Below are 17,989 nucleotides of genomic sequence, written 5' to 3' on the forward strand. Positions count from 1 at the left end.
CAGAACAAGTCCATTTTTTTTTGACGCAAACTGTAACAAAATATTAAATTTCAATACTACTATGCAAACAAAAGTTAAGTGAAAAAAAAGGTACTTTGTTTTGCATAGTTCTAAATTATTTATACATTTGTCCCATAAATCATCATCAATCAAATTTAAAATCATGAGATTAAAAGCAATCATCATTTGTTTATTGGCACAAATTGCCAGTTTACAAGCACAAACTTCCACTCCTCCGTCAAACCCATTGGCTCAAGGAACTATTAGTGGAAAGGTTATCGATAAAAAAAACAATGAACCCTTATCGTATGCTTCTGTAACCATTAAAGAGGACGGTAAAGTGATTACCGGAAGTATGACCAAAGACAACGGAAGTTTCTCAATCGGAAATTTACCATTAAAATCATTATCTGTTGAAGTAGTTTTTATGGGTTATAAAAAATACGAAACCATGATAACTTTAGATAACGATAACAAATCTCTAAATCTAAAGAACATTTTACTTGAAGAAGAAGCCAAAATGCTTAACGAAGTAAGTGTTGTACGTGAAAAATCATCAGTAGAACAAAAACTTGATCGAAAAGTAATTACCGTTGGTAAAGACTTAGTTTCGGCAGGAGCTACGGCTGCAGAAATCATGAACAATATACCTTCGGTATCTATCGATCAACAAAACAACACAGTAAGTTTAAGAGGAAACGAAAACGTAAAAATCTTCATCAATGGAAAACCTTCCAACCTAACTGCTTACCAAGCTCTGCAACAAATCCCTTCCACGTCAATCAAACAAATTGAATTAATTACCAATCCCTCAGCAAAATACAATCCGGAAGGAATGAGCGGTATCATTAATATTGTATTGAATAAAAACGCAAAATTAGGTTTTAACGGAAGCTTAAATACTGGAACTACTTTTGGTAAAGCCCCAAAATTCAATGGTTCAATCGATTTGAATTACAGAGTAAACAAATTTAACTTTTACACCAATTACGCTTTGAACCACGGTAAATTCATCAACAGTGGTAAAATTCAGTGGAGAAATTATGACAATATCGATAATTATGATGCCTATTTTGACATCAGAGAATTCAACAAAAATCATTTCACAAAATCGGGTGTAGATTTTTATATCAACGACAAAAACACATTATCTTTTTATACGATACAGTCATTTGCAAATCCTTCTATGGTTTTTGGAAACCGAATCGATTACATTACCGGTGCGTCTAGCGATGTCACTCAAATACAAACAGCAAGATCAAAAGACAAAGACCAGACCTACAATTTAGCCTACAAACATCAATTTGAAAAACCAGAAAGAACTTTAGATATTGAATTGAATTACAATTTGAGTAAAAGTCCTGAAGACAGTGAGTTCAGAGATGAGAACAACAACTTAACCAAAACAAATGATGTAACTAAAGACGGTACGAATTTTATAGCCAATGTTGATTATACAAGTCCGTTATCAGAAACTTCAAAAATTGAATTAGGATTAGAAAGCAGAATTGACGGAACAACAAACAGATTCGTAAACAATAACACGTTCGATTCCGATTTTGAATTCAACAGAAATATTCAATCGGCGTACACCAATTACAGTAGCCAAATTGGAAAATGGAACTATCAATTGGGTTTACGCTTCGAAAGCTATGACGTGAATGGTACGTTCAAAAAAGCAGGTCAGGCTGATGATCATTTCAAAGATTATATTTTCACAGTATATCCATCGGCATTTGTAACCTACACCCCTTCTGAAAACAATTCATTCAATTTCAATTATTCAAGAAGAGTGGACAGACCCAACATGCAACAGGTAAATGAAATTAGACAATGGAGCGGACCAACCGTAGAACAAATTGGTAATTCAGAATTGAAGCCACAATTTACCAACTCAATTGAAGCAAATTACACCCGAAAAGTAAAAATGGGTTCGATCACATCCGGAGTTTTCTTCCGATACATTAAAGATGATATATCACAGGTTTTAACTACAAATCCTTACGATGCTAATAAAAGTCTTTTAACTTTTACCAATTTCGATCACAACACAGAATATGGTGTGGAAGTTTCAGGAAACTTAGATTTCGACAAATGGTGGAATGTAAACTTTGGTGTGGACAGTTATTTTAAAAACAATAAAGGAATCATTGAAGACCGTAATGGTGATTTAGTAGACAAAGAAATCAATGCTGTTTTATTCAACGCAAGAATGAACCACACGTTCAAAGTAACCAAAGATTTCCGATTGATCTGGTTTACCATGTACAGAGGCGGAGCAAGACATTTACAATTTTCAAATAAAAGCATGTGGAAAACCGATTTAGGTGCACGTTTGAATGTTTTAAAAGGAAAAGGAACAGTGAGTGTACGTTACAATGATATTTTCGATATTATGCGTGAACGTTTTAACAGTGAAGATCCGGCGAAAATCAATGGACAGTTCCGTTGGGAAAACCAAACAGTCAACGTGAACTTCAGCTACAATTTCGGAAGTGGAAAAGATAAAGCGTTACAACGCAAACAAAGAGAACAAAACGAATCAAAAGGAGGCGGAATGTTCTAAAAATATTGGGTTTGGTTAATTAGTTGATTGTCCTCTGGAGTTTTTACTTCAGGGGATTTTCTTTTTTAGCATGTTAAACATTTCTTAAAACTGTAACAAACCGTGTTCGTCAGTGTCTACTAGATTGTAAATTTGTCACCGATTTTACTTTCCAAAACACAAAAAATCAATCATCAATCGTAATCAAACTTATTTTAACGATGAAATTTAAAATTTTAATCATTTGCTTATTAGTGCAGTTGACTAATTTGCATGCACAAACTTCCGCACCTACCTCATTACTTCCGGGTAGTATCAACGGTAAGGTAATCGAAAAGAAAACCGGCGAACCTATTCCTTATGCAACCATTTCGGTAAGAGATGAAGGAAAAGTTATTTCCGGAGGAATTACAAAAGACAACGGTAGTTTCACCGTAGGGAATCTTCCTTTAAAGCAACTTACTGTTGAAGTACAATATATTGGCTTCAAAAAATACACGGCATCATTTACCCTTTCAGAAAGCGATAAATCGATTGCGTTAAAAACGATTGCATTAGAAGAAGAAGCAACTCAACTTAACGAAGTTTCTATTGTAAAAGAACGTTCGACCATCGAACAGAAAATAGACCGTAAAGTAGTTAACGTAGGTAAAGATTTAGTGGCATCGGGAACTACAGCTTCCGAAATGCTGAACAACATTCCAACATTAAGTGTGGATGCTCAAACCAAAGAAATCTCTTTGCGCGGAAACAGCAATGTAAGAGTATTGATTGATGGAAAACCTTCTAACATTGAAGTAGGTCAATTATTACAACAAATTCCATCTTCTTCAATCAAACAAGTGGAATTGATCACCAATCCATCTGCCAAATACAATCCGGAAGGAATGAGTGGTATCATCAACATTATTTTACATAAAAATGCGAATACAGGTTTTAATGGAAGCATTAATACCGGTGTAACTTTTGGTATCACACCAAAAACCAACTCGGCTCTAAACTTGAATTATAAAGTGGGTAAAGTAAATTTGTACACCAATTATGGTTTCAACCACGGTTTGAATGCTAACCACGGATTTGTGAATTCAGAAAACCCATCAAAAGAAAGCGAGCAAGATTTCAGATTCCGTAATAAAAACAATTCCCATTTGTTTAAAATTGGAATCGATTACTATATTGACGAAAAAAATACGCTATCCGCTTATACCAATCAAAATTTAACCCATTTAGATGGTAACAGTGAAACTGAAGTTGATTATTTGACTAACCCAGCAAATCGCGATTCTTTTCAAACTTCAATCAATGAAAACGAAAATAAAAATCAAACTTATGATTTAGTTTTCAAACACGATTTCGATAAAAAAGGAGAGAACATCGAGTTTCAAGCCAACTTTTCAAATACCACCAATGAAGAAAATACAGATTATGTAGACACCTTTACAGATCCAGCGGAAACTTCATTCACCACCAACGATATTCAAACGGAAACCAATTATACTCAATTCAATATCGATTATACCAATCCGTTAACGGAAAAAACGAAATTGGAAATTGGATACGAATCACGATTCCAAGACACTTCAAGTGATTTCGACAATACTCGTACACCTGGTTATTTAGCAGAAAACGAGTTCTCATTCAAAAGAGATATTCATGCTTTATATACCAATTACAGTAAAAAATGGGACAAATGGAGTGCACAGTTAGGATTTAGAGCTGAAATATACAATTTGGACGCCGATTTCGAAACGGTTTCAACTGAACCTACCGAAAATGATCAAAGAAAAGTAGAAGACGATATCTTTACTATTTATCCTTCGGCATTCATCAATTATACTCCAAACGAAAAAAACTCATTCAATCTGAATTATTCAAGAAGAGTAGACAGACCAAGTATTGGACAAATCAATCCAATTCGCGAATGGACTACTCCTACTATTGAATCTAGAGGTAATCCAGCTTTGGTTCCTCAGTTCACTAACTCATTCGAATTGAATTATACGCGTACTATGAAACTAGGAACCGTAACTACAGGCGTTTTTTACAGAAGAATCAATGATGAAATCTCTAGAGTAACCTACATAGATCCGAACAATATCAACCGAAGAATTTTATCTTGGGATAATTTCAAAGACAACAATGCGTATGGTATTGAGGCTTCTGCCAATTTAAAATTCACTAAATGGTGGGGAGCAAACATCAGTGCCGACTCGTATTTCAAAATAGTGAGAGGTATCGTGCAAAATGGTATTACGGAAGAATACGAAAGAAAAGAAATTGATGTTACCACTTTCAATGCTAGAATGAACAACACATTCACAGCAAGTAAAAACCTACGTTTCCAATTATTTGGTATGTTCAGAGGCCGTGATATTAGCTTACAAGGTGAAAGAAAATCAATGTACAAAGCTGATATCGGTGCCACTTACAACATCCTTAAAGGAAAAGGAACCATCACGTTACGTTACAACGATATTTTCGAAAATATGCGTTTTGCCTTCGATGGAAAAATTCCTTACAGACAATACGGAGCATTTTACTGGGAAAGTCAAACATTCTATGCTGGTATCAACTACAACTTCGGTGGTGGAAAAAACAGAGCATTACAACGCAAGCAACGTGATCAAAACGAAACACAAGGCGGTGGCGGAGGACTATTCTAAAACCAACTTGAATACAACCCATAAAAAAACCTCGATTATCGAGGTTTTTTTTATTTCACTATGTACGCTTTTTTAATCGAGTCTAATTTTGGAAACTTCTTCATAAATTCTTTTCGTTTCACTGCTAAAGTATCGTAAACATTCATTGTTTCATTCCCATAACCCGAATAGAGTTTTTCGACAACCTCCATTCCTTTGGTTACTTTACCCAATGTTGGAAAACCTTTTACTCTATTAAAGGCTACCGTATCCAACCGTTTATTATCTTTTAAATTGATAAACAGATGATTACCCCTTGAATTCGGCCCAGAACGCGCATAACTAATCGTTCCTTTCACATTACTACCTTTCACTGGTTCGTCTTCTACTTTATAGCGGTCCCAATTGTTTGCCGTTGCGGTCGAATCCATATGACCAAACTGCGCTACAAAATTTGGAACAACTCGGTAGAAAACAATTCCATCATAAAATTTATGGTTGATTTGCTGATAAATTCGATCGACCGCTTTCGGTGACAAATCTCTAGTAAATTCAACTTCAAAATCACCTTGGGAAGATTCAAAACGCGCCTGAAACGTTTCCGGCGCTTTTTCATCCATCCATTTTGTACTGAATGAAGGTTTTCCGCAACCCAGCACTAAAAAAGCTAAAGCAATGAAAGGTTTTTTCATCAATTACCACTTAATAATGGCGCTCGCCCAAGTAAAACCTGATCCGAAAGCCGCCAATACCACTGTATCTCCTTCTTTTATTTTTCCTTGTTCCCAAGCTTCCGTCAAAGCAATAGGAATAGACGCCGCAGTGGTATTACCATATTCCATGATATTGTTGTATACTTGGTCGTCTGTCAATTGGAATTTTTGTTGGATGAATTGAGAGATTCTCAAATTCGCCTGATGCGGAATCAACATATCGATATCCGAAACCTGAAGATTATTCGCTTGTAAACCTTCCATAATCACTTCACTGAAACGAACCACTGCATTCTTGAATACAAACTGTCCGTTCATATGAGGATAATAACTTTCGTCATTAGGATCGTTATCTTTCAAAATATCCAATACCCAACGTTTACCCATTCCTGGAGCAATCAATGCCAATTCCTCAGCATGTTGTCCTTCGGAATGCAAATGTGTTGATAAAATACCTTTGGTAGTATCTTCTTCTCTTGATAAAATTGCCGCTCCCGCTCCATCTCCGAAAATAACCGAAACTCCACGACCACGGGTAGTGAAATCCAATCCTCTAGAATGTACTTCGGAACCAATCACCAAGACATTTTTATACATACCCGTTTTGATATATTGATCGGCAATAGAAATTGCATACACGAAACCCGAACATTGATTACGTACATCCAATGCACCAACAGTCTTTAAGCCCAAATCTCTTTGCACTAACACACCCGGCCCAGGAAAATAATAATCGGGACTTAACGTGGCAAAAATGACAAAATCAATATCTTCTTTTGCTATACCTGCTCTATCGATGGCAATTTGAGCTGCTTTAACACCCATTGAAGTAGTGGTGTCTTCGGCTGTATTTACGTGTCTTCTTCTTTTAATACCGGTGCGTTCCTGAATCCATTCGTCATTCGTATCCATTATTTTAGACAAATCATCATTTGTCACTACATTGTCCGGAACGTAATAGCCTAATCCTGTTATCTTTGAATGATACATCTTTTTATTTATTAATTAAAAATAGTCTGCAAATTTACGTTTAATGCAAAAATTAACAATACAAAATACACAAAATTTCCGAATTGACAATTGTAATACTATTATATTTGAAAAAGATTAGTAAAAGAATATGGAATACCTCATCATTTGTCTTGTCGCTTTATTTGGTGCCGGATTGACACTTTTCTCCGGTTTCGGATTGGGAACGCTTCTATTACCTGTTTTCGGATTGTTTTTTCCGATTGAAATAGCTGTAGTACTTACTGCATTGGTTCATTTTATGAACAACACCTTCAAATTAGTTCTTTTTGGTAAAAGCGCCGATAAAACTACCGTTCTGAAATTCGGAATTCCAGCAATTCTTTTTTCTTTTTTAGGTGCTTATCTATTAAGTTTGCTAAGCCACCTTCCTCCTATTTATTCTTATTATTTTAATACCCATCTAATTGAAATAAAAGCCATTAAACTAATCATTGGCTTACTGTTGATTGTATTCGCACTATTCGATGTGATTCCACAACTTAAAAATCTGGAATTCGATAAAAAACATTTACCGATTGGTGGTGTTTTAAGTGGGTTTTTCGGAGGATTATCCGGCCATCAGGGTGCCTTGCGAAGTGCATTTTTAATCCGTGCTGGTTTATCAAAAGAGGCATTTGTTGCCACTGGAGTTGTAATTGCCTGTCTCGTGGACGTTTCTCGTTTGAGTATTTATATCCCTAAAATTATTCGCAACGAGGTTGAACTTGACTTCACTTTGTTAGGTTTAGCATCACTTTCGGCATTCATAGGCGTATATTTCGGAAACAAACTATTACAAAAAACGACCATTACCCTAGTCCAAACTATAGTTGGTGTAACATTATTGGTCTTTGGAATACTAATGATGGCAGGAATTATATAAAAATTTGTTAACGAACTTATCGAATAAAATTTCTCCACCTATTTTTATACCATAGAAGAACCTATTTATGAGAAAACTACTTTTTTCCGCTTGCTTTCTAATTGCAAGTCATGTTGGTAGTGCACAAGAAAATGTGACCTACCAAAAACCTTCCGCACCCATACTAACACTGGCTGATTTCGAAAGAGCGCCTTCGGTTACTATGGATACCAAAAAACAGTATATGTTGCTTACCTATCGTGACACTTACAAAACATTAGACGACTTGAATCAGGACGAAATGCGCTTGGGTGGATTACGTATTAATCCCGTAACCAATATCTCGAGTACGCTGACCTACACCAACAACATCAAGGTTCGAAAAATCAAAGACAAAGTAGAAACACAAGTAACCGGACTTCCGCAAAATCCAAAAATTGCCTATTTGAATTGGTCTCCGGACGAAACCAAAGTAGCTTTTACTAATACCACCGCAACCGGAGTAGAACTTTGGTTACTGGATATTGCAACGGCAACAGCCAAAAAACTAACCGATGCTACTTTGAACGCCAACACCGGATCACCAATCAACTGGTTCAGAGATGGGAAAAGCATTTTGGTGAAACAGCTGATCAAAAACAGACCGGCTCTAATCGATGCTAAAAAAGAATTACCAAAAGGTCCGATTGTTTCAACTGCAGATGGAAAAGTATCCCAAAACAGAACATATCAAGATTTATTAAAAAACCCAACCGATGAAGCTAATTTTGAAAATTTAGTCACTTCGGAATATTATAAAGTTAATTTGGACGGTTCTTCCTCATTATTCAAAAAAGCCAATTGGTATTTGAACGAATCATTTTCACCCGACGGAAATTATTTACTAACCAACGTTTTAAAAAAACCGTTTTCCTACATTGTTCCATTAGGTCGTTTCCCAATTACTGTAGAAGTATTTGATTTGAACGGTAACCCGGTTCAATTAATCCATGAAGCACCATTGGCAGAAGTGATGCCTAAAGGTTTTATGGCGGTTAGAAAAGGAAAGCGTTCAATTGCATGGAGAAATGACGAACCTTCAACTTTATTCTTTGTTGAAGCGCTAGACGAAGGAGATCCAGCGAACAAAGTGGATTTCAGAGATGAACTATTCACCTGGAAAGCACCTTTCAAAGACAAACCCGTTTCGATTTTGAAAACTCCACAACGTTATAGCGGGATTATTTGGGGTAACAGCACCACTGCAATTGCTTATGATAACTGGTACGATACCCGAAACATCAAAACTTATTTATTCAACCCTTCACAACCGGGAACAACGCCAACTGTTATAAGCGACCGAAACCAACAGGACATTTATTCGGATCCCGGGAATTTTGAAACCATTAAAAACCAATACGGTCGTCAGGTATTGGCCATCGAAAATGACAATGCTTTTTTGATTGGCGACGGATATACCAAAGACGGTCAATTCCCTTTTGTGGATGAATTCAACCTAAAAACGCTGAAATCAAAACGTTTGTACCAAAGTACTTATAAAGACAAAAAGGAGGAAATTTTATCCATTGAAGATTTCAAAAAAGGAGACGTTTTAGTATCAATTCAATCGAAAACAGATTTCCCGAATTACTATTTCCGAAACATTAAAGCGAAGGATAAAATCACTCCAATCACGACTTTTAAAAATCCTTTCGAAAGTATCAAAAATGTATACAAAGAAGTAATCAAATACAAACGCAAAGACGGTGTAGAATTGTCAGGAACATTATATTTACCGGTAGGTTACGACCGAACTGCCAAAAAAGAAAAATTACCCCTATTAATTTGGGCATATCCTGAAGAATTCAAAGACAAAAACTCTGCGGGACAAAACAATAAAAACCCGAACGAATTTACATTCCCTTACTATGGTTCATTCGTTTACTGGGTAACCAAAGGTTATGCAGTATTGGATGATGCTTCATTCCCTATTATTGGTGAAGGAAAAACAGAACCGAACGACACTTTCATTCCGCAATTGGTATCGAATGCAGAAGCCGCTATCGATGCCTTGGACAACTTAGGATACATCAATCGCAAAAAAGTTGCTGTGGGTGGGCATTCCTATGGGGCGTTCATGACAGCCAACTTGTTGACACACTCTAATTTATTTGCGTGTGGTATTGCCCGAAGTGGTGCTTACAACAGAACACTAACTCCATTTGGTTTCCAAAGTGAACAGCGCAATTATTGGGAAGTTCCTGCAATTTACAACGGAATGTCTCCTTTCATGACTGCCGATAAAATGAAAACACCAATGCTTTTGGTACATGGTGAGGCTGACAACAATCCGGGTACCTTCACCTTACAAACAGAACGTTACTTCCAAGCTTTAAAAGGTTTGGGCGCTCCGGTAAGAATGGTAATCCTTCCGAAGGAATCCCATGGATATGCTGCCAAAGAAAACATCTTCCATTTATTATGGGAACAAGAGCAATTCTTAGACAAATATTTGAAGAATTAATTTCATAAGATTAAAAAAGCCTCATTGTATGAGGCTTTTTTATTGTACTATTGAATAATCAGCAGTAGGAATCTCAATTAATTTAGCTTACCGCTTTACTTCCAAAGTCACATCCAATTGCAATTCCAATTCTTTTTCATGTTGAAAAAACAACGGACGACCGTTGAAAGCTGCCTTAATCAAATAATGATTCCCTTTGAAATAACACTGCTTTACAGTTACTTTCAGCGGACCGTTTTCACAGATTTTCAATTGGTGTGGATAAACTAAAATAGTTTCAGACTTTCCATCTTTATTCATTATCAATTCATTTACTTCACCAAAAAGTGAAGCAATATATTTCGATGCGGGATTGCCATAAATCTGTTTCGAAGGCGCTTTCACCAACAATTGTCCATCTTTCATGATCATGGTTTCATCCGAAAACGAAAGCGCATCAGTACTGTCGTGTGTAGCAACAATTACTGTAATACCGCGACTTTTCAAATAAGCAAACAGATTACGGCGCAAAGCATTTTTTCGGAAGTTGTCGATGTGGCTAAACGGTTCATCCAGCAGCAAAATTTCAGGCTCTAGCGCCAATACCCTTGCCAAAGCAATACGTTGTTGCTGACCACCACTCAATAAATTTACTTTAGTTCTAGTAAACTCGGTCATTTCTACCAAATCCAAAAGTTCCTCAATGCGCAATTTTTTAATCGCTCGAAACGCATTGGATAAATATTTCCCCACACTTTCGCCAGCGGTTTCATACGGCATTAGACCGAAATCCTGCGCCATAAATTTCATGTAATCCATTCCGGGTACCAAATTGTACTTGGGTCCGGTGACCAACTTATCATTCCAAGTAATTTTCCCTTCGTCAAGATCATGCAAACCATAGATCAATTTCAACAAAGTACTCTTTCCGCAACCACTTTCCCCCAGAAGTGCGATATTTTGTCCCTTTTCAATCGAAAAGCTGATATTGTGAATTATTCTTTTTTCGGTATAACCGAAGGATATATTATCAATTTGAAGCATAGTCAAAATTTAGATTACAAAGCTACAAACTAAGCCAATAAAAAAGCCGTTCCAACGAACAGCTTTTTTCAACAAATTTGTATTTTTTTTTCAATTATTTCCCTGCTTCTTTCTTTGCATCTTCCACCATTTTTTCATTGGCAGTAATGGCAAACTCCACACGGCGGTTTTCTGCACGTCCGGCATCCGATTCATTAGAAGCAATTGGGTCATTTTCACCCATTCCAGTAATATTGAAACGCGAAGATTTTACCCCTTTGGCTACCAAATACCCTTTCACCGCATTCGCTCTTTGCTCCGACAATTTCAAGTTGTAATCGTCAGCTCCTTTACTATCGGTATACCCATAAATTTTAATATCCGTATCGGCATATTCTTTAAAAACCGGCACCAATTTATCCAAATTGGCTTTCGCTTTAGGCGTTAGTGTTGCTTTATTGAAATCAAAATTCACCGAGTTCTCACCCAATGTCAGTTTAATTCCTTCTCCAACTCTTTCCACTTTAGCACCTGGTAAGGATTCACTGATACTTCTAGCCTGTCTGTCCATTTTGTTCCCGATTACACCACCAACAACGCCACCAACAACTCCACCAAGTACAGCTCCCAAAGCACCATTTCCACCTTTACCTATATTATTGCCCAAAATTCCACCAACAACCGCACCTCCAACAGCGCCAATGGCCGCTCCTTTTTGGGTATTATTGGCATTTTTTATAGACTCACAACTTGTCAAAACCATTCCTGTTAGAAATAGTGACACTGACATATATACGATTGATTTTCTCATGATCTTCTTATTTATTTTTTCTGAATAGGTATACAATTTCGGTGTTTTTACCACCAATATTTACTTTATCCACCAACTGAAACGTTTCCATGGTTTGACTTCTAAGCAACAATATATATCCCTCTTTTACTTTTCTGGCCTTATCACCTGCATCCAACATTTTTAAAACAAACTGCTGGTCCTTATTCACAAACCATTTGATATTCGAACTGAACTGAGGACAACCCGCTTTTTCAATGGCCATTTTTCCGGAATCATTATTCGAAACGAAAGTCCATTGACTCCCTTCAAAACACTGACTATCCGCTATCTGAAAAGAATTTACTTTAATCACTTCTTCCCCAGGGTAGCTAACATCCGTTAACGTCCAATTTCCTTTAATAGCAACTTGAGCGCGTCGGTCTACCGAAGTGGAAGTGGCAGCATCTTTTACCTTACAGCTGAATAATGATAGCGTTATGCCTAAAAATAGAATTACTTTCTTCATGTTTGCATGTATTTGATTTGATTCTGTACAAAGTTACAATTGTCTATTCAATTCTGCTTATATAATTTTTCTTATTAATTATAGAATTGCAATCGGTCAATTTGTCATTACGAATGGGTTTGGTATTTCTTTTGACAGATAAAAGGATAATAAATTTACTAATAAAATCTCAAATACTATGACAACAGGAAAAATTAATGTTTCAGTAGAAAACATCTTTCCCTTAATCAAAAAGTTTTTATACAGCGACCATGAAATCTTCCTTCGCGAATTGGTTTCCAATGCTACCGACGCCACACTAAAGCTAAAACATCTGACCAGCATTGGTGAAGCTAAAGTAGAATATGGCAACCCAATCATCGAGGTAAAAATCGACAAGGAAAATAAAAAGTTGCATATCATTGACCAAGGTTTGGGGATGACCGCAGAAGAAGTAGAAAAATACATCAACCAGGTAGCCTTTTCTGGCGCCGAAGAATTCTTAGAGAAATACAAGGATTCTGCCAAAGATTCAGGTATCATTGGTCACTTCGGATTAGGATTTTACTCCGCTTTCATGGTAGCCAATAAAGTGGAAATCATCACCAAATCCCACAAAGACGAACCTGCCGCTCACTGGACTTGCGATGGTAGTCCGGAATTCACTTTGGAACCTCATACCAAAACTGAACGAGGAACCGAAATCATTTTACATATTGCAGACGATTCTTTAGAATTCTTGGAAGAGTTCAAAATCCGTGAATTGTTAACCAAATACAACAAATTCATGCCGGTGCCTATTAAATTCGGTACCAAAAAAGAAGCGTTACCAAAACCCGAAGACGCAGGTGACGATTACAAAACAGAATTTATCGATGTAGACAATATCATCAACAACCCTACTCCAGCTTGGACAAAACAACCAACAGAGTTGACCGATGAAGACTACAAAAATTTCTACCGCGAATTGTATCCAATGCAGTTTGACGAACCGCTATTCAACATTCACCTGAATGTGGATTATCCGTTCAACCTGACCGGTATTTTGTACTTCCCGAAATTGGGCGATAATATCCAAATTCAAAAAGACAAAATTCAATTGTACCAAAATCAGGTATTTGTTACTGACAACGTAGATGGAATTGTACCAGAATTCCTAATGATGTTGAAAGGTGTGGTGGATTCTCCGGACATTCCGTTGAACGTTTCCCGTTCGTATTTACAAGCCGACGGTAATGTGAAGAAAATCTCGAATTACATTACTAAAAAAGTATCCGACAAACTAAAATCGTTGTTCAATGAAAACCGTGAGGATTTCGAAGCCAAATGGAACGACATTAAGTTGGTACTGGAATACGGAATGCTTTCAGAACCGAAATTCTACGAGAAAGCCGGCGCTTTTGCACTGTATCCTTCAACGGAAGGCAAATACTATACTCTTGAAGAGTTAAAAGAGGCGATTACAGCCAATCAAACCGACAAAAACGGTAAAGTGGTTGTATTGTATGCTTCCGATAAAGAAGCACAACACAGCTATATCGACATCGCCAAAGACAAAGGCTATCAAGTCATCGTGTTGGATTCTCCAATTGTATCGCACTTGATTCAGAAGTTGGAATCGGATAACGAGAATTTAACGTTTGCTCGTGTCGATGCCGATCATATTGACAAACTAATCCAGAAAGAAGACACGCAAATCTCGAAACTTTCAGACGAACAAAAGGAAACCCTTAAAGGAATTATTGAAAACACGGTTCCAAAGGAAAACTATACTGTTCAATTGGAAGCCATGGATAGTAACTTGGCACCTTTCATGATTACACAACCCGAATTCATGCGTCGTATGAAAGAAATGAGTGCTACAGGCGGCGGCGGAATGTTTGGCATGGGGAATTTCCCGGACATGTTCAATTTGGTGGTCAATACGAATTCCGATTTGGCCTCAGTGATTTTAAACACTGAAAATGAAGCAACAAAAGCCGATTTGGTAAAACAAGCTTTGGACTTGGCAAAATTATCCCAAGGTTTACTAAAAGGAGAAGAACTGACCTCTTTTGTAAAACGCAGTTTCGAAACTTTGAAATAAGCAATTCAAAACATCTTAAAAAAACCTGCAGGGAGACTTGCAGGTTTTTTGTTTTCACCCTTGTCAGCTTTACCTACTTGTGGCCTAAATAGTTTTCAAAAAAAACCACCATTTTATGGTTGTAGCTCTATTATGTAGCACGAAAAACATTGTAGGCAGTATCGTTTTGCATTACTTTTCATTCTCTTACTATTGTGGCAAAAAAATATTTAAAAAAAAAGTTGCCACGAAAATCGTGGCAACTTTTTAAATTAAAAAATTTTTGCCACAGTAAAACCTGTGGCAAACTATTTTTTTTATTTTTATTTGCCACAGCTTTTTTTGGCTGTTGTTTCTATTCTTTGTGGGGATTGATTACACCTGAGGGTAGCGAACTGACGTAGTAAATCCATTATCAGTTTGAAGATTCCTTTTTCTTCATAAAAGTCTTATACTCCATTGTTTTTGATGAATATTGACCATCAATACTTGAATTTTGATACCCCTCTTTTTCTAAATCTATCCAAAGAAAAGCACTCTTCCCTATAACTGTCGAATAATGGCCTGATTTATCAGTAATCAATTTAATAACATCGTGTCCAAGATATTCGTCATAATTGGAAACTCCGTTATCACTTTCATATCGCTCATTATTAATTATCACAGTCGCTCCATTGATAGGTTGTTTAGTAATCTCATCATAAACGTACCCATCAATCTTAACATCTTTAGAATCAATAACCGATAGATAAAATGCAAACAAATAAATTATCACTCCTAAAACTAGTGCAATACTTCCGTAAATAAATAGTTTCTTAATTTCTTTACTACTCATTTATATTTTTTTTATTTCAAGAACATATATATATCAAGAATTTACACTCAAGCGCAGAGACCTGACGAAGTAAATCTGTGCTATCGAGAACTCCGTTACCCTTTTATTAAATAATCCCTAGCATCAATTTTATAAAAATTAAACTTCTTATTTGCAAAAACGCTAACTTCATAAATAATTCTTGGATGACCTATTGGTTCCAAATCAATTTTCGTATTCTTTAGATGCATACCATTTTTAAAACAATTGTAAATTTCTTTTACATCTCTATTTCGTAATAAATCTAACGTATTCTTCTGAAACTCTACAAATTCATTACTCTCCTCAAAACTAAATACACCCCGATAGCGCGGATTTGTAATCCGTGCACACAATCAAAATCAAAACAAATCTAAAAAAACAATCTCTAGATCATTTTCCAAACCTGCATACATAAAAAAAACAAAACTACACCTTTTATGTTGTTGTTTCTATTCTTTGTGAAACGGAAAACATTAACGTACGATGTTTTTTTAAATTGAGTTTAATGGAGATTCCTTTTATAAAAACCCGATAGCGCGGATTTGTAATCCGTGCACGCAAATAACATCAAAAAAAATCTAACAAAACAATCTCTAGATCATTTTTCAAACCCAGATAGCGCGGATTTGTAATCCGTGCACACAATCAAAATCAAAACAAACCTAAAAAAACAAAACTACACCTTTTTATGTTGTTGTTTCTATTCTTTGTGAAACGGAAAACATTAACGTACTATGTTTTTTTAAATTGAGTTTAATGGAGATTCCTTTTATAAAACCATTGCTTCACTCCGACTTTTTCTCATAAATAAAATTGTTCTTTTCTTACCTTTATAAAATAAAATTTATAACCATGACACTCCAACAGTTGAAATACATAGTGGCCTTAGATGAAGAAAGACATTTTGCAAGAGCAGCGGAAGTCTGTATGGTGACTCAACCCGGCTTAACCATCCAACTCAAAAATCTGGAAGAGGAAATAGGCATTAAAATTTTTGACAGAAATAAAGTACCACTTACACCAACAGTTCTCGGGGTGGAGATAATCAACCGTGCCAAGAAAATCCTTAGAGAAGCTGATGAAATTCGTGATTTTGTGATCAATGAGAAAAATATGTTGGAAGGCGAACTGAAACTGGGTATTATCTCAACTTTATCGCCATATCTCATTCCCTTGTTCATCAAAGCCATGAAAAAAGCCGCTCCAAAAGTGCATTTCATCATCAAAGAGGCCAATACAGGTCAATTACTAAAAGAAGTGGAAAACGGAACGCTCGATGTAGCCATCATGGCCACTCCTACCGGACATGCTGCGCTTATTGAACACCCAATATTCCGGGAACCTTTTGTGGCTTACCTCAACGAAGAACATCCTTTGGCAGGTAGCGATTTTTATGAACTACAGCCCAATGACAAAACCGAATTGCTATTACTCCAAAGTGAATTTTGCTACAATGCCCAACTGCTGGATATCTGTGGTATAAAAGATCCCGGGAAAATAAAAGAACAATTTACGTACGATATCAGTTCTATAGAAACACTGAAAAATTTAGTCCGAGCACAATTAGGCTTCGCTATCCTACCCGAGCTCTCTATCCTCAATGAAAAAAATACAGGTCTCTTCAAACCTTTCAAAGAACCCAAACCGGTAAGGGAAATCAGCCTGGTTGTTTCGGACTCCTTCTCTAAAAAACTACTACTTGAAAAAATGAATGAAGCCATTTGGAATTGTCTCCCTGAGAATCTAAAAAAGGATTTCGCCTACCGCAAAATCAAATGGAATGGTTCGCCTTATTTCACCAAAGCAGTTAGTCGGTTTTTATAACATACAAAAGCCCGACATCAATGCCGGGCTTTGTATTATCCTGAAGTAACTGCTTACTTTTGCTTATGCATCGATTATACTAAAGTCGCTGCCAAAGTAATTTCTGTATTCAACAGTTTAGATATCGGACAGATTTCTTTAGCCTTTTGGGCTGTTTTCTGAAAATCTTCTGCTGAAATTCCGGGAACTTTCCCAGTAAGTTCTAAATGAATTAAGGTAATGGTACCGTCTTCAAAAGTAACTTTTGCCTCTGTATTCAAATCCTCAGGTGTAAATCCAGCTTCGCTTAAAAGGAAACTCAATTGCATGGTAAAACAGCCTGAATGTGCTGCGGCAACCAATTCTTCCGGGTTAGTTCCCACTCCTTGTTCAAAACGGGTTTTAAACGACAATTGCGCATTGTCTAAAGTAGTGCTTTGTGTACTAATGGTTCCTTTTCCTTCCATTCCTGTACCTTTCCAATTGGCATTCGCTTTTCTTGTAAATTTCATAATCTTACTTTTTTTTAAATGAGTATCTTTTTAGAATTCAAATCGTTATCCTGATTTGATGAGACAAATTTAGGACGACGCTTATTATAAATCAAATTAATAATTTTTTACACCTATTAAATTTATTTATAACACATACCTAAGAACAACTGTTTCCCCATTTATCGAGTTTTCAAAAATCGGCAAAGTATATTCTCC

The 17,989-nt window shown here is 36.3% G+C and carries 13 protein-coding genes; 6 read left to right on the forward strand and 7 right to left on the reverse strand.

Features of this window, described 5'->3' with window-relative positions:
* Window positions 1–163: 163 nt before the first annotated feature.
* Both ACS8MM_RS08800 and ACS8MM_RS08805 read left to right on the forward strand, forming a co-directional pair.
* Complete coding sequence (locus ACS8MM_RS08800; protein ID WP_379715434.1) at window positions 164–2,566, forward strand: TonB-dependent receptor domain-containing protein; 2,403 nt, start codon at window positions 164–166, stop codon at window positions 2,564–2,566.
* 200 nt (window positions 2,567–2,766) lie between these two features.
* Complete coding sequence (locus tag ACS8MM_RS08805) at window positions 2,767–5,208, forward strand: TonB-dependent receptor domain-containing protein (protein WP_379715437.1); 2,442 nt, start codon at window positions 2,767–2,769, stop codon at window positions 5,206–5,208.
* A 50-nt stretch (window positions 5,209–5,258) separates the two neighbouring features.
* Here ACS8MM_RS08805 and ACS8MM_RS08810 read toward each other — a convergent pair whose 3' ends face one another.
* Window positions 5,259–5,879: a peptidylprolyl isomerase gene (locus ACS8MM_RS08810; protein WP_379715440.1), complete on the reverse strand. Its 621-nt coding sequence runs from the start codon at window positions 5,877–5,879 to the stop codon at window positions 5,259–5,261.
* A 3-nt stretch (window positions 5,880–5,882) separates the two neighbouring features.
* Window positions 5,883–6,890, reverse strand: a complete 1,008-nt coding sequence (locus ACS8MM_RS08815) for a 3-oxoacyl-ACP synthase III family protein (RefSeq protein ID WP_379715442.1) — start codon at window positions 6,888–6,890, stop codon at window positions 5,883–5,885.
* Window positions 6,891–7,020: 130 nt separating this feature from the next.
* On the opposite strand from ACS8MM_RS08815, the gene ACS8MM_RS08820 reads away from it, so the two are divergent.
* Window positions 7,021–7,794 (forward strand): TSUP family transporter, encoded by a 774-nt coding sequence (locus ACS8MM_RS08820; RefSeq protein ID WP_379715445.1) that lies wholly within the window; start codon window positions 7,021–7,023, stop codon window positions 7,792–7,794.
* A gap of 67 nt (window positions 7,795–7,861) precedes the next feature.
* Window positions 7,862–10,276, forward strand: a complete 2,415-nt coding sequence (locus tag ACS8MM_RS08825) for a S9 family peptidase (protein ID WP_379715448.1) — start codon at window positions 7,862–7,864, stop codon at window positions 10,274–10,276.
* 87 nt (window positions 10,277–10,363) lie between these two features.
* Here the strand turns inward: ACS8MM_RS08825 and ACS8MM_RS08830 are convergent, their stop codons facing one another.
* From ACS8MM_RS08830 to ACS8MM_RS08840, 3 genes are all read right to left on the reverse strand, one after another.
* Entirely contained in the window at window positions 10,364–11,299 is a 936-nt protein-coding gene (locus tag ACS8MM_RS08830; protein WP_379715450.1) for an ABC transporter ATP-binding protein, read from the reverse strand.
* Between the two features lie 94 nt (window positions 11,300–11,393).
* On the reverse strand, window positions 11,394–12,089 hold the full coding sequence (locus ACS8MM_RS08835) for an OmpA family protein (protein ID WP_379715453.1): 696 nt from the start codon (window positions 12,087–12,089) through the stop codon (window positions 11,394–11,396).
* Window positions 12,090–12,096: 7 nt separating this feature from the next.
* Window positions 12,097–12,576, reverse strand: a complete 480-nt coding sequence (locus ACS8MM_RS08840; protein WP_379715456.1) for a lipocalin family protein — start codon at window positions 12,574–12,576, stop codon at window positions 12,097–12,099.
* Window positions 12,577–12,754: 178 nt separating this feature from the next.
* Here ACS8MM_RS08840 and htpG point away from each other — a divergent pair, with 178 nt between their 5' ends.
* Window positions 12,755–14,641: a molecular chaperone HtpG gene (gene htpG / locus ACS8MM_RS08845; protein ID WP_379715459.1), complete on the forward strand. Its 1,887-nt coding sequence runs from the start codon at window positions 12,755–12,757 to the stop codon at window positions 14,639–14,641.
* 394 nt (window positions 14,642–15,035) lie between these two features.
* Here the strand turns inward: htpG and ACS8MM_RS08850 are convergent, their stop codons facing one another.
* Window positions 15,036–15,455, reverse strand: coding sequence for a hypothetical protein (locus ACS8MM_RS08850; RefSeq protein ID WP_379715462.1), 420 nt, complete (start codon window positions 15,453–15,455; stop codon window positions 15,036–15,038).
* Between the two features lie 873 nt (window positions 15,456–16,328).
* On the opposite strand from ACS8MM_RS08850, the gene ACS8MM_RS08855 reads away from it, so the two are divergent.
* Window positions 16,329–17,300, forward strand: coding sequence for a hydrogen peroxide-inducible genes activator (locus ACS8MM_RS08855; protein ID WP_379715465.1), 972 nt, complete (start codon window positions 16,329–16,331; stop codon window positions 17,298–17,300).
* Between the two features lie 74 nt (window positions 17,301–17,374).
* Here the strand turns inward: ACS8MM_RS08855 and ACS8MM_RS08860 are convergent, their stop codons facing one another.
* On the reverse strand, window positions 17,375–17,791 hold the full coding sequence (locus tag ACS8MM_RS08860; protein WP_379715468.1) for an OsmC family protein: 417 nt from the start codon (window positions 17,789–17,791) through the stop codon (window positions 17,375–17,377).
* Window positions 17,792–17,989 lie beyond the last annotated feature (198 nt).

It is taken from the genome of Flavobacterium sp. MAHUQ-57, assembly GCF_051908335.1.
Lineage (GTDB): Bacteria > Bacteroidota > Bacteroidia > Flavobacteriales > Flavobacteriaceae > Flavobacterium.

Coding starts and splice junctions, on each gene's coding strand:
- ACS8MM_RS08800 (WP_379715434.1), top strand. CDS start 164: ATGAGATTAAAAGCAATCATCATTTGTTTATTGGCACAAATTGCCAGT.
- ACS8MM_RS08805 (WP_379715437.1), top strand. CDS start 2,767: ATGAAATTTAAAATTTTAATCATTTGCTTATTAGTGCAGTTGACTAAT.
- ACS8MM_RS08810 (WP_379715440.1), bottom strand. CDS start 5,879: ATGAAAAAACCTTTCATTGCTTTAGCTTTTTTAGTGCTGGGTTGCGGA.
- ACS8MM_RS08815 (WP_379715442.1), bottom strand. CDS start 6,890: ATGTATCATTCAAAGATAACAGGATTAGGCTATTACGTTCCGGACAAT.
- ACS8MM_RS08820 (WP_379715445.1), top strand. CDS start 7,021: ATGGAATACCTCATCATTTGTCTTGTCGCTTTATTTGGTGCCGGATTG.
- ACS8MM_RS08825 (WP_379715448.1), top strand. CDS start 7,862: ATGAGAAAACTACTTTTTTCCGCTTGCTTTCTAATTGCAAGTCATGTT.
- ACS8MM_RS08830 (WP_379715450.1), bottom strand. CDS start 11,299: ATGCTTCAAATTGATAATATATCCTTCGGTTATACCGAAAAAAGAATA.
- ACS8MM_RS08835 (WP_379715453.1), bottom strand. CDS start 12,089: ATGAGAAAATCAATCGTATATATGTCAGTGTCACTATTTCTAACAGGA.
- ACS8MM_RS08840 (WP_379715456.1), bottom strand. CDS start 12,576: ATGAAGAAAGTAATTCTATTTTTAGGCATAACGCTATCATTATTCAGC.
- htpG (WP_379715459.1), top strand. CDS start 12,755: ATGACAACAGGAAAAATTAATGTTTCAGTAGAAAACATCTTTCCCTTA.
- ACS8MM_RS08850 (WP_379715462.1), bottom strand. CDS start 15,455: ATGAGTAGTAAAGAAATTAAGAAACTATTTATTTACGGAAGTATTGCA.
- ACS8MM_RS08855 (WP_379715465.1), top strand. CDS start 16,329: ATGACACTCCAACAGTTGAAATACATAGTGGCCTTAGATGAAGAAAGA.
- ACS8MM_RS08860 (WP_379715468.1), bottom strand. CDS start 17,791: ATGAAATTTACAAGAAAAGCGAATGCCAATTGGAAAGGTACAGGAATG.